The sequence below is a fragment of the Microbacterium dextranolyticum genome (assembly GCF_016907295.1).
In the GTDB taxonomy this organism is placed as follows: Bacteria; Actinomycetota; Actinomycetes; order Actinomycetales; family Microbacteriaceae; genus Microbacterium; species Microbacterium dextranolyticum.
The window spans coordinates 288883-301356 of record NZ_JAFBBR010000001.1 but is presented as its reverse complement, the minus strand read 5'-3'; the positions used below and the strand labels follow the sequence as shown (position 1 = coordinate 301356).

The following is a 12474-nucleotide window of genomic DNA, read 5'->3' as shown; positions in this document are numbered from 1 at the left end:
CTCGCGGCATCCGTCGGCGCGGCATCCCTCGGGACGGCTCACTGCTCTCGCGATTGCGTCCTCTACCTGGCTCCCCCCGAGAAGCGCCTGGACGCCGGGCCGCTCAATCGCCCGGGGAGACCTGCTCCGATGGGCCGCCGGCGTGGCTCCTGCGGTCGGTCGGCCCGCGAACTCCGCAGATCGTCACGAACTCCGCACCAAACCCCCGCAATCAGTGCGGACTTCGTCACATCCTGCGGACTTCGTGCGCCAGATGTGATGTCAGTGCGGCCCGTGCGCTTTGCGTTCGTCGTCGCGAACGCCGACAGTGGACGAATGACCTCCGCCGAGCCCGTCGCCCGCCCGCCGCACGCGCACGAGAGCGTGCTCGACAACGCTCCCTGGTCGTCGCTGACGGGTCCGCACGCGGCGTTCGCGATCGGCGGCGATCTCGCACGCCGCTATCCCGAGGACGTGTCGCCGTTCGTCGCCGTGCGCTCGTGGGACGAGCCCGCGGTGTGGGATGCCCTTCGCGAGATCCTCGAGCCGGGCGAGAGCTTCGGCGCCTCGGGCTTCGAGGGCGAGGCGCCCGCCGGCTGGACGGTGCTCGGCGGCGCCGAGGGTGTGCAGCTCGTCGAGACGCCGGCTCTGCAGACGCGTCCCGATGCCGATGCGGTCGTCCTCGACGAGGGCGACGTGCCCGAGATGCTGGCGCTCGTGGAGCGGAATCAACCAGGCCCGTTCCGACCCCGCACGATCGAGTTGGGGCGCTACATCGGCATCCGTCGCGGCGGGCGTCTCGTCGCCATGGCCGGTGAGCGGCTGCACCCCCAGGGATGGACCGAGATCAGCGCCGTCGCGGTCGACGAGGGTCACCGCCGTCAGGGACTCGCGTCCAGGCTCGTGCTCGACGTCGCCTTCCACATCCAGGAGCGGGGCGATCGGGCGCTGCTGCATGCCGCGGCATCGAACACGGGGGCGATCGCCACGTACGAGCGGCTCGGATTCCACCTGCGTCGGCGCACGCGGTTCAGCTCGGTGCAGGCGCCGCTCTGACGCGCCGCGCCGTGGCACCGTGGCCGCAGGGGGCGGTCACCAGCCCTGGAACACGCCTTCCGGGGTGGGGCCGACCGCCACCGGCCGCTCGGGGTCGCGCGACCACTGGCTCCATGACCCGGCGTAGACCGAGGCGGTGACGCCGGCGGTCGCGAGCGCGAGCGCCGAGTGCGCCGAGGCGACCCCCGCGCCGCAGTAGATCACGACGTCGTCCCCCGGAGCGATGCCGCGTTCGTGCAGCGCCGCCCGCACCCGTTCGGCATCGCGGAATCGTCCGTCCTCGGCGATGTGCGTCGCGGTCGGCAGGTTGATCGCGCCGGGGATGTGCCCCGACACCGGGTCGGCCCCGCCGGCGCTGCCACGGTAGTGCTCGGGGGCGCGCACGTCGATCAGCGTCCCTTGGTACGGGGCTCTCGCGGCATCCTCGATCTCTGCGACACGGGGGCCGACGTCGCCGAGCCGCACGGTTCCCGGCACCGCCACGTGGTCGCCCCGGCCGACGGGCAGGCCCTGCGCGATCCACGCGCGGATGCCTCCGTCGAGCACCCGGATGTCGACGCCGCGCGGGCGCAGCAGCCACCACGCCCGCGCGGCGGCGACCGAGGCGTTGTCGTCGTAGGCCACAACGACGTCGCCGTCGTCGAGCCCCCAGCGTCGTGCCGCGCGCTCGAGGTCGTCGCGCTGCGGCAGCGGAAGGCGGCCCTGTTCCGGATGCCCCGGTCTCGCCAGCTCTCGCTCGAGGTCGACGTACACGGCGTTCGGCAGATGCGCCGCGAGATATGCCGGGCGTCCCTCGGGCAGATCGAGTCGCCACCGCACGTCGAGAAGTCGCACCGGACGCGCGCCGGCGAGCTGCGCGCGCAGTTCGGCGACATCGATGAGGTGCGGCATTGACTCAGCGTCCCCCGCCGAGGCGACGTGATGAAACGTCACACGACACGGAGTGCAACAGGACGAAAGAAACCGTCGCACGACGACGCATACGCCGGGACGTCGCGCGAGGTCGCCGGGGTGTGGGGTCGATGTGAGGTTCGGCGATGCGACATTGCCCGTAGCGCGCCCGGTATGCTGAGGATGTCGCGCCGAATCGTCGTCGCGCCACGGGGCTGTAGTTCAATGGCAGAACTTCTGCTTCCCAAGCAGACAGCGCGGGTTCGATTCCCGTCAGCCCCTCCATACGAGAAACCCCCGGTCAGACCGGGGGTTTTTGTTTCGGCGCGAGGAAGCGCGCCGACGCGACGACCCCGCCACCCTGTTCCCCACGGGCGATGATGGACACCATGACCACGGGACAGGACGTCGCCCTCGCATCCGCCTACGGGGACGCTCTCGGCGCACCGTACGAGTTCATCCCCATCGTCCTGCCTCCCCAGCCCATCGAGCTGCACGCGAACGCGATGTGGGAGCGCGGCGAGTGGACCGACGACACCGCGATGGCCATTCCCCTGCTCGAGGCGGCGGCGCGTGGGCTCGACCTGGCATCCGACGACGCGCAGGGGCACGCCTTCCGCCACTGGATGGAGTGGGCCCTCGTCACCAAAGACATCGGCAACCAGACCGCCCGCGTGATCGGCGACGTGCGTCGAAGCGTGGGCGCGTCGGACGACGACGCGGTGCTGGCGGATGCCGCCCGCACAGCCGCTCGGCGGGCGTTCGAGACCACGGGCTCGAGTGGTAACGGCTCTCTCATGCGCACGCACGCCGTCGCGATCGCTCTGCAGGATCGCGCCGACGACGAGGTCGCGGCGGTCGCGCGCGCCGTCTCGGCGCTCACCCACCCGGGCCAGGACTCGGAGGAGTCCTGCGTGATCTGGACCGTGGCGATCACGGCCGTACTACGCGACGGGCGGGGCGAGGGCCCTACTCTCGACCGCGGGCTCGCCCAGTTGAGTGCCGAGCGACGAGCAGTGTGGACGGAGCGTCTGCAGCGCGACGCCGCCGACGGCCTCATGCCGTGGGACTTCGCGAACTCGGGCTACAGCGTCGACGCCCTTCGTGCCGCGTGGAGCGCTGTCGGTCACGCGACAAGCACGCGCGCATGCCTCGACCTCGCGGTGCGCTCGGGAGACTCCGACACCGTCGCCGCCATCGCCGGCGGGCTCGCGGGCGCCCTGTGGGGAGTCGCCGACCTGCCGACCGATGAGGTGGCGATCCTGCATGGTCACCCGGGCCTTGACCGCGACGGCCTCGCAGACCTCGCGGAGCGTGCCCGGCACTCGACCCGCTGACCCTGACGCCGCGCGGTGGGGATTGTCGCTCGGCGCTTTACTTAGTACACTAAGTATCTATGCGCGAATCATCGTGCGTATGAGCGGGCTTCAGCCTCGCGACTCGCGCGAGCGCCCGCAGAACAGGGAGATGCGGATCGTGTTCGTGCTGTATCTGGTGTTGTTCCTCGGCGGCATGGGCCTGATGGGGTACGCCGCCACCGTCCCCGGGCTCGAGGGACTCGTGTTTGTCGCAGGCATCCTTCTGGTGTCTCTCGCGGTCGCCCTTCCCATCGCGCTCAGCTCGTTCGAGCACCGCGGCGAGCACCGCGGGCACGTCGGGAACTGACCCGACGACCCGCGGCAGCGGAGCGCGCGGCCGGGGGAGCGCGCGGCGCCACGTCGCGCGCTCCCCCGGATGCCTCAGCGCGGCATCCCTCGGCACGCTTTCGGGGTTCGGGAGGTCGAACCGTACCGGAATCGACCTCCCGAACCGAGACCCGCTCAGCCCATCGCGAGGGCGATCTCGTTGGGTGCCGCCTTCAGCGTGCCGGTCGCGCGCACCGCGCCCGTGGTGAGGTCCACGGCGTGGATGCTCTTCGTCGCAGGCTCGGTCACGTAGGCCGTGCTCCCCGACACGACGATCGCCGGGTGCGCATCCTGCCATTGCGCCGGGCCCTGCCACGGGGCGATCACCGGGAGTCGCTTCGTGATCTGCCCGGTCGCGGGGTCGAGCACGTGCACGGCGCCGTCGCTGGCGAGGATGTAGGCGAGGTCGCCGGGGCCGCGCGCCACGTCGCGGAACGTGTAGGCGACATCCTTCGGCAGGTCGACGACCTTCAGCGTCGCGGCCTTCGTGTCGATCAGGGTGACCGCATTCAGCAGGTACCCCTCGGCATCGGGGTCGTTCTTGTAGTCGCCGACGACGATCGGGCTCGTCTCGCTGACGTACGCGTTGCCCATGCGCCCGTAGGGCTGGTCGGGGGCGTCGAGCTTCACGATCTCGCCGGAACGGTAGAGCAGGGCGCCGTTCTCGCAGCCGAAGACGACCGCCTCGCCGAGCGCCGTGCCCTCGCCGTGCACGCCCGGGCACTGGTCGTTGCGGGCGATCTGAGCGCCGGAGGCATCGGCGACCGAGATGCCCGTACGACCCGAGGCGCCGCCGACGGTGGTGAGGAACGTGCCGTCCTCGAGCACGATCGAGACGCCGTGGTGCGCCTCGACGCCCGGGGTGACCTGCACCGGCGGAAGGCTGCCCGGCGAGGAGGCGAGCGCCGCCGTCTCGAACACGGTGGTGTCGCTCGTGCCGTCGGAGTAGAGGATCGTCTTTCCGCCGTGTCGGACGACGTGCCCCGCCTTCGGCGCCTCGAAGACGAGGTCGGTGAGCCGGGCCTCGCCCGCGCCGCCCGCTCCGGTGTCGAGCACCTGGAACCCGCGACTCGTGGTGACCAGCACATGGCGGTCATCGCCCGCCGGGTTCAGCCGGGTGAACTGCTCGGAGTCGACGTCGGCGAGCGTCTCGAGCGTGTCAGCATCGAGCACGAGGATGCCTCCCGCGTACGAGACGGCGATGCGCCCCTCGCCGTCTGCCGCCGCGCTCGCGGGCGATGAGGCGGTGTCGGATGCCGGGGCATCCGCGGCGGGCGCCGCGCAGCCGGCGACGGCGAGAGCGGTGCCGACGACGAGCGCGGCGACGGCGGCGATGCGCCTCGGCGGGGCGCCGGCGGCACCCGCGGCGGGCGTACGGATGGGGGATTCGTGCATGTTCTCCTCTTTCGGTGGCGTGCGGACGCTCAGGGCGAGAGCCCGCGGGCGATGCGCTCCGTGTTGACGCGCATCATGGTCAGGTAGTCGGGGGCCTCGCCGCCCCGGTCGGTGAGCGACTCGGTGTACAGCTCGACGACGTCGACGTGCAGGTCGGCTTCGTCGGCGAGCGCGCGCACGAGCCGGTCGGGCGACGATGACTCTGCGAAGATCGTGCGCACGCCGCTCGTCTCGATGGCCGAGACGAGCTCGGCGAGGTCCGACGCGGAGGGTGCGGCCAGTGTGGTGCCGCCGGGGATCGCGGCGCCGACGACGGCGAATCCGAATCGGTCGGCGAGGTATCCGAAGACGTGGTGGTTGGTGATGAGCGCACGCTGCGCCGCCGGGATCGCCTCGAACGCCGTCGTCATCTCCTCATCGAGGCTCGCGAGCCGTCCTCGATAGCCCTCCGTCGCCGCGTGCAGGCGGGCACCGTCGATGCCGTCGATGGCGGCGAGGGCCGGTTCGAGGGCATCCACCACGGCGCGCATCCGCGCCGGATCGGTCCAGAAGTGCGGATCCGCCGTGCCGGCCGCGTCGCCCTCCGCGTAGTCGAGCACGTCGATGGCATCCCCGGCGACGAAGGTGCGGACACCTTCGTCCGCGGCGGCGTCGAGGTGCTTCTGCAGTCCCTCTTCGAGGCCCAGTCCGTTCGAGACCAGCAGGTCGGCCGCACGCATCCGCGCGGCCTCGCGCGCCGAGATCTCGAACGAGTGCGGGTCGGCGTTGGGTTTCATGAGGGTCAGCACCTCGACCTGATCACCCGCGAGCTGGCCGACGACGTCGCCGAGGATGTTGGTCGAGACCACGACGAGCGGGCGGTCGGCGGGACCCGCGGCGCACCCGATGAGGCCGACGAACGTGGCGATGGCGGCCGCGGCGGCGAGCGCGGTGCGGCGGATGCCCTGCACGGTCACAGTCCCGTCTCGGCGAAGCCGCCGAGCGGCTGCGCCTGCTCGAACGTGCGGGCGATGCGCGCACCGTCGGCGAAGTCGATCTCGAGAACGCGGGACTGGCCCCCTCCCCCGAGGTACGCGCGGTGCTGATCGACGGTGAGGACCGGCGCCGGATCGGCCTCGCCGAGCGGCGCAGCGAGGAGGGGCTCGGTCTCGGCGAGGACGGCCCCGCCGTTCGCGCCGTCGAGCACGAACAGCCGCCCGTCTCGGGCCAGCGCGAGGACGTGGTCGTTCTGGTCGTCGACGGCGGTGGCCGCGGCCAGCGGCGCCGGGGCGGGGAGGAGCGTCCACGCGCGCGCCCGTGTGTCGAGCAGCCACACGGCATCCGTTCCGGCCAGCGCCGCGACGACGGGCCGCCCCTCACGGTTGGCGAAGGCGGTCGCCGCGGGGGCGGAGACGTCCGCGGGGTAGGGAATGCGTTGGATCGTCGGCCCGGCGTCGTCGGCCGTCGCCAGCAGCGCGCCGTCGGCGCATCCGATCACCGCGCCGACCCGGGTCGTGATCGTTCCCCGTGCCTTCAGGCACTGCTCTGTGCGCCCGGTCGCGCGACCGTCCTCGGTGTAGACGACGACGCGGTCGGCCTCGCCGCGGTCGGTGCCGGCCGTGTCGGACGCCTCGGCAGGCTCGGACACAAGGGCGAAGGCGCCGACGGGCACCACCAGCCCCGCATGAGGTGTTCCCGCCCGTCGGAAGCGTTCGACGACCTCGCCCCGCGAGAGCGCCTCGGTGTCGACGAGCACCGCCTCACCCGAGTCGGCGAAGAATACCCCCGTCGATCCGGATGTGGACTGGGTCGTGGTCGCCACCGTCGCCGCGCCCGTGCCGGGAACCGTGCCCAGGATGCGCGGCTCGGCCCGGTAGTAGTGGAAGTGGTCGACGTGATCCCAGGTCCAGACGCCGCTGTCGACCACGTCGACGCCCGTGCCGGTGCCGACGAAGAGGTAACGCCCGTCGGTGTGGGTCGAGGCGGGCGCGCCGACCGTGCCCACGGTGCGGACGCTCTCGTCGAGAAGATCGAGCTGGGTCACGGCGCCCGAGGCGGTGACCATCGTCAGCGCGAGCTGCGGCTCGGCCGCCTCGACGGCGTCGGCGCGCGCGCCGTGGGCGTCCGTCGGGGCAGACGCCTCATCGTGGCTCGGCGCGCCGCCGGCGCATCCCGACAGCACGAGGGCCGCCAGAGCGAGTGCGAAGAGGGTCGAGGGGGCAGAGGGTCGAGAGGGCACGCGAGCCTTTCTGTCGAGTCGGACGAGATCTCAGCGGGGGGCGATGAGGTTCAGGACACGGGAATCGCCGCGGGCCGGCGGTCTGCAGCACGCTCTCGGCACGCGAGCCACCCCGCGCGCGCGGCGTGGATGCCCGCCGACATCGCTGCCGCGCCGATCGCCGCGGCAGCCACGGTCGCGCCGGCGGCCGTCGCCGCGAACCACGAGACGAACAGCCCCCCGATGACCGAGGTGATGCCGATACCGGATGCCAGCAGCATCCGCGTCGGGATGCGGGTCGTCCACGGGCTCGCCGCCACCGCAGGTGCGAGCAGCAGTCCGACCACGAGGAGCGACCCGACCGCCTGGTACGACGCGACGACGGCGAGGGTGACGAGGCCGACGAGAACACCCTGTGCGAGTCGCGGACGCAGACCGAGCGTCGCGGCGACGCGCGGGTCGACGGCGAGCGCGACGAGCGGGCGATGAGCGAGCGCGGCGACGACCAGGCCGAGCACGGTCGCGACGGCGAGCACGACGAGGTCGCCCGTGCCGATCGCGAGGATCTCGCCGAACAGGATCGTCGACACATCGGTGGCGAAGCTTCCCGAGTGCGACACGATGATGACGCCGGCGGCGAGCATCGCGACGAACAGCAGGCCGATGCTGGTGTCGTACGACATCCGCCCGCGCCGCTGCAGCGCACCGACGCCGAGGCTCATCGCCACGGCGCTCACGGCGCCGCCGAGCAGCACGGGGAATCCGATCACCGTCGCCAGCGCGACGCCGGGCAGCATGCCGTGGCCGAGTGCCTCGCCGAGGAATGCCATGCCGCGGATGACGACCCAGGTGCCCACGACCGCACACAGCACGGCGACCAGCCCTCCGCCCAGAAGTGCCCGCTGGAAGAACACGCTGCCGAGGGGCTCCCCCAGCGCCGCGAGGCCGTCGAGCGGACTGCGGGCGCTCGCGAGGGCGAGGGTCGCAGAGGGCGGAGGAAGGGTCATGGGGTTCGACCGTACTGTTAATGAGAACGATTCTCAAACTCGTATACTGAACGGATGCCTCCCGCCGCGCCCTCTGACCCCGCGTCTGCCGCGCGCATCGCCACCGCCGTCCGATTGGCCGGAATCGGCGTCCGCTTCGACGGCGCGCCCGCCCTCGACAGCGTCGACCTCGACCTCGCGTTCGGCGAGCTCACCGTGCTCGTCGGTCCGAACGGCGCGGGCAAGTCGACGCTCCTCGAGGTGGCGGCCGGCACACGCGAGCCCACGTCCGGCATCCGACAGTCCGCGGCGCGCACAGTCGCTTTCGTCCCGCAGCGCAGCACACTTCCCGATCGCCTTCCGGTCACCGTTCGCGACGTCGTCGCCATCGGCACGTGGGGGCGCCTGGGCGCCTGGCGGCGCTCCGACGCCGCGTCGCGCGACGCCGTCTCGTCAGCCCTCGAGCGGATGCGACTCGCCCCCCTCGCCGGGCGCCCCTTTGCGACTCTGTCGGGCGGTCAGCGCCAGCGGGCGCTGCTGGCGCAGGCCCTGGCTCGACGAGCCGACCTGCTGCTGCTCGACGAACCGACGACGGGCCTCGACCGCGACAGCGGCGACCGGATCCGCGCGGTTCTGCGCGACGAGGCCGCCGCCGGCACCGCGGTGCTCTGCGTTTCGCACGACTCTGCGGTGATCGCGGCGGCCGATCGCGTGGTGACACTCGAGGCGGGCCGCGTCGCCTGACGATTCACGACGAAGATCGGATGCCATGTCGGCGACCGATCTGCTACGTTCGTGGGAGCGCTCCCTGGGAGCGCTCCCACACCATTCACGGTGAGAACGGATCCCCCCTCCCGGTCACCTCAAGCGAAGGAGCTTGCATGTCCGCACCCCGACGACGCCCACGCCGACTGCTGGTGGCGGTGGTGGCCGCCCTCACTGCGGCATCCGTCCTGACCGCGCCGCCGGCTCTCGCGGCCGGTTCGTCCGACCTGATCGCCAACGGCGGCTTCGCCACCGGCACCGACCCGTGGTGGGCGACCTCCGGAACGACCATCGCTCCTGCCGACGGCGCGCTGCGCGCCGCGTTCCCCACGACGACGAACCCCTGGGACGCGATGGTCGCACAGGACGGGCTCGAGCTCGTCGCCGGCCAGCAGTACACGTTCTCGGCACGTGTGAAGGCCGACCGCGCCGATGTCGCCCTGGTGACGCAGATCGCTCCGAGCGAGCCCGACGCGGCCTATCGCACGTTCGCGAGTGTGTCGACCACTCTCGGCGCCGAGTGGCAGCAGGTGACCACGACGCTCACGGCCGAGGACTTCGGGCACGGCACGACCTCGACGGTGCAGTTCCGCCTCGGCGGCAACACGGCCGGTTCGTTCTGGCTCGACGACGTCTCACTCACACGCGTGGGCGACTCCGGGGGTCCGGTCGGTCCGACCGAGCCCGCCGTCGGCACCGACCAGCTGCTGCCGAACCCGACCTTCGCCGACGGCACCGCGCCGTGGTGGACGAGCGGGCAGGTGAGCCTCTCGAACCCCGACCAGCGGATGTGCGCGACGATCGGCGGATCGACCGCGAACGTCTGGGACCTGCTCGTGGGCCACAACGACATCCCGATGCCCGGCGACACGGCCTTCCGGCTCGCCTTCACGGCCTCCGCGGTGACCCCCGGCGACTCCAGCCCCGTAACGGCGTCGACGCAGGTCGGCACCTACTCCGGCCCCGACCAGGTCGCGTGGCTGCAGCGCTCGTTCGAACTGAGCTCCGCACCGGCATCCTTCGCCTTCACGTTCACGACCACCGCAGCGTCGACGTTCCACCTCGGACAGGTGCAGTTCCGCATCGGCGGGATGCCCGTGGGCACGGTCGTCTGCTTCGACGACGTCACCCTCACCGGCACGAAGTACACCTACCACGCCGACGCCGGGCCCGCCGTGAAGGTCAACCAGGTCGGCTACCTCACCCACGGCCCCAAGCGGGCGACTCTCGTCACCGACGCGACGACCCCGCTCCCCTGGTCGCTGCGCAACGCGGCCGGCGACACCGTCGCCTCCGGTGACACGCAGCCCGCCGGTGTCGACCCCAGCGCGGGCGAGAACGTGCACGTGATCGACTTCAGCGACGTCGTCGCCGACGGCAGCGGCTACGTCCTGTCCGCGGGCGGCTCCGACAGCTACCCGTTCGCCATCTCGGACGACGTCTTCCAGTCGCTGCGCGCCGACTCGATGCGGTTCTTCTACACGAACCGCTCCGGCACCCCCATCCGCGGCGACGTCGCGGGCGACGCCTACGCGCGACCGGCCGGGCACATCGGCGTCTCACCGAACCAGGGCGATGTCGACGTGACCTGCCTCGAGCCGCAGACCTGGTCGGACGGCTGGACGTGCACCGACCGGCACGACGTGTCGGGCGGCTGGTACGACGCCGGCGACCACGGCAAGTACGTCGTCAACGGCGGGATCGCGGTCGCACAGGTGCTCTCTGCCTGGGAACGCGCGAAGGCGGCGGGCACCACGGCAGCGCTCGCCGACGGGACCCTCGCCGTTCCCGAGCACGGCGACGGTGTTCCCGACATCCTCGATGAGGCCCGCTGGGAGCTCGAGTGGATGCTGAAGATGCAGGTTCCCGCGGGCGACGACCTCGCCGGCATGGCGTGGCACAAGGTCACCGACCGCAACTGGACGGGTCTGCCCCTGCTGCCGCACCTCGACCCGCAGGAGCGTCTGCTGCACCGCCCGTCCACGGCGGCGACGCTGATCCTCGCCGCCGTGGCCGCACAGGGGTCACGCCTGTTCGCCCCGTACGACGCCGCGTTCGCCGCACGCCTGCTCACCGCCTCCGAGACCGCGTACGCGGCGGCGCTCGCCCACCCCGACCTCTACGCTCCGGCCGAGGACGGCACCGGCGGCGGCACCTACGACGACACGAAGGTCACCGACGAGTTCTACTGGGCGGCCGCCGAGCTCTACCTGACGACCGGGGCCGACATCTACCGAGACGCGGTCGAGTCGAACCCGCTCCACACGTCCGACGTCTTCGCCGGCGGCGGGTTCTTCTGGGGCGACGTCGCCGCGATCGCCCGCATGCAGCTCGCCCGATTCGGCACGGCTCTTCCCGACATCGCGCAGATCCGCGCATCGGTGGTGACCGCCGCCGACGCTCTCGTCGCCGCGCAGAAGGCCGAGCCGTTCGGCCAGCCGTACGCGCCGAAGGGCGGGCTCTACGACTGGGGATCGAACTCGGGCATCCTGAACAATCAGGTCGTCATCGGAACGGCGTTCGATCTGACGCACCGTCCGCGGTACGCGGATGCCGTCATCGAGGGCTACGACTACCTGTTCGGTCGGAACGCCCTCGCCCAGTCGTACGTCACCGGCTACGGCACGAAGTACTCGCAGAACCAGCACAGCCGCTGGTACGCGCACGCGCTCGACCCGTCGCTGCCGCACCCGCCGAAGGGGACGGTCGCGGGTGGTCCGAACTCGTCGATTCAGGACCCGGTCGCCGGCGCGTGGCTGAAGGGCTGCGCACCCCAGACCTGCTACGTCGACGACCTCGGTGCGTGGTCGGTCAACGAGATCACGGTGAACTGGAACTCGGCGCTGGCCTGGGTGGCATCCTTCGTCGCCGACCTCGGCGACGGCTACGTCGCGGTCACGCCGATCGCCCACCCCGACACCGCCTCGGGCCCCACGGGATCGGCGATCTCGGTCGCACCGCTCGCGAACGACGAGCCCGGTGACGCGGACGTGCCGCTCGTCGCCTCGACGCTGCAGCTCGTGGGCGCCGACGGCGCCGCGGCCACGGCGGTCACCGTGCCGCAGGCCGGGCGCTACACGCTGGACGGCGACCGCATCGTGTTCACCCCCGACGCCGGATACCTGGGCACCCCCGCGCCCGTGACGTACCGCGTCGCGGACACCCGCGGCACGGTCGCCAGCTCGACGTTCACCCCGACGGTCACCGCGCCGTCGGTCGACCCGGGCGCGGGTACGGGCTCGGCGGGGACAGGCTCGGGCACATCGGCCGGTGCCGGGAGCTCCGACGCCGCCAGCGCGACCTCGCTCGCCCGATCGGGCGGCGACGCGACGCCGTGGCTCGTGCTCGGCGCACTCGCCTCGCTGCTGATCGCCGCCGGAGTTATTCTGCGCCGCCGGCACCGGATCACCGGCTGACGCGCCGGTGGGGGCGCCCGCCCGAACGGGCGCCCCCACGCCTGTGCAGGCTTACCTTGCGCTCGTGCTCGACGCTTGCCCCTGCGCCCGCCCGTCCGCACTGG

Annotated in this window: 10 protein-coding genes and 1 tRNA gene; 6 read left to right on the top strand and 5 right to left on the bottom strand. The window is 72.1% G+C overall.

The window, feature by feature from the left end; genetic code table 11:
- The first annotated feature begins 315 nt into the window (after nucleotides 1–315).
- Nucleotides 316–1035: a GNAT family N-acetyltransferase gene (locus JOE64_RS01305; RefSeq protein WP_204962547.1), complete on the top strand. Its 720-nt coding sequence runs from the start codon at nucleotides 316–318 to the stop codon at nucleotides 1033–1035.
- 36 nt (nucleotides 1036–1071) lie between these two features.
- On the opposite strand, the gene JOE64_RS01300 is transcribed toward JOE64_RS01305, so the two are convergent.
- Nucleotides 1072–1926, bottom strand: a complete 855-nt coding sequence (locus JOE64_RS01300) for a sulfurtransferase (RefSeq protein WP_204962546.1) — start codon at nucleotides 1924–1926, stop codon at nucleotides 1072–1074.
- Nucleotides 1927–2137: 211 nt separating this feature from the next.
- On the opposite strand from JOE64_RS01300, the gene JOE64_RS01295 reads away from it, so the two are divergent.
- From JOE64_RS01295 to JOE64_RS01285, 3 genes are all read left to right on the top strand, one after another.
- Nucleotides 2138–2211 (top strand) — tRNA-Gly (locus JOE64_RS01295).
- Between the two features lie 104 nt (nucleotides 2212–2315).
- Nucleotides 2316–3263: an ADP-ribosylglycohydrolase family protein gene (locus tag JOE64_RS01290; protein WP_204962545.1), complete on the top strand. Its 948-nt coding sequence runs from the start codon at nucleotides 2316–2318 to the stop codon at nucleotides 3261–3263.
- A gap of 79 nt (nucleotides 3264–3342) precedes the next feature.
- Entirely contained in the window at nucleotides 3343–3591 is a 249-nt protein-coding gene (locus JOE64_RS01285) for a hypothetical protein (RefSeq protein WP_239531663.1), read from the top strand.
- 155 nt (nucleotides 3592–3746) lie between these two features.
- Here JOE64_RS01285 and aztD read toward each other — a convergent pair whose 3' ends face one another.
- Genes aztD through aztB form a run of 4 tightly spaced genes read right to left on the bottom strand, consistent with a single transcriptional unit; the run spans nucleotide 3747 to nucleotide 8210 of the window.
- A complete protein-coding gene (gene aztD / locus JOE64_RS01280) occupies nucleotides 3747–5006 on the bottom strand; it encodes a zinc metallochaperone AztD (RefSeq protein WP_239531662.1) in 1260 nt (419 codons plus the stop codon).
- A 29-nt stretch (nucleotides 5007–5035) separates the two neighbouring features.
- Nucleotides 5036–5962 (bottom strand): zinc ABC transporter substrate-binding protein AztC, encoded by a 927-nt coding sequence (gene aztC / locus JOE64_RS01275; protein ID WP_204962544.1) that lies wholly within the window; start codon nucleotides 5960–5962, stop codon nucleotides 5036–5038.
- Nucleotides 5959–7224 carry an ABC transporter gene (locus JOE64_RS01270; RefSeq protein WP_204962543.1) on the bottom strand — a complete coding sequence of 422 codons (1266 nt, stop codon included), beginning with the start codon at nucleotides 7222–7224 and terminating at the stop codon, nucleotides 5959–5961. Before JOE64_RS01270 ends, aztC begins: the two co-directional genes overlap by 4 nt.
- A gap of 50 nt (nucleotides 7225–7274) precedes the next feature.
- Complete coding sequence (gene aztB, locus JOE64_RS01265; protein ID WP_204962542.1) at nucleotides 7275–8210, bottom strand: zinc ABC transporter permease AztB; 936 nt, start codon at nucleotides 8208–8210, stop codon at nucleotides 7275–7277.
- A gap of 54 nt (nucleotides 8211–8264) precedes the next feature.
- Between aztB and aztA the strand changes: the two genes are divergently transcribed.
- Nucleotides 8265–8933, top strand: coding sequence for a zinc ABC transporter ATP-binding protein AztA (gene aztA / locus JOE64_RS01260; protein ID WP_204962541.1), 669 nt, complete (start codon nucleotides 8265–8267; stop codon nucleotides 8931–8933).
- A 137-nt stretch (nucleotides 8934–9070) separates the two neighbouring features.
- The gene (locus JOE64_RS01255; protein WP_204962540.1) at nucleotides 9071–12370 is read left to right on the top strand and encodes a glycoside hydrolase family 9 protein; all 3300 of its coding nucleotides are present in this window, start codon (nucleotides 9071–9073) and stop codon (nucleotides 12368–12370) included.
- Nucleotides 12371–12474 lie beyond the last annotated feature (104 nt).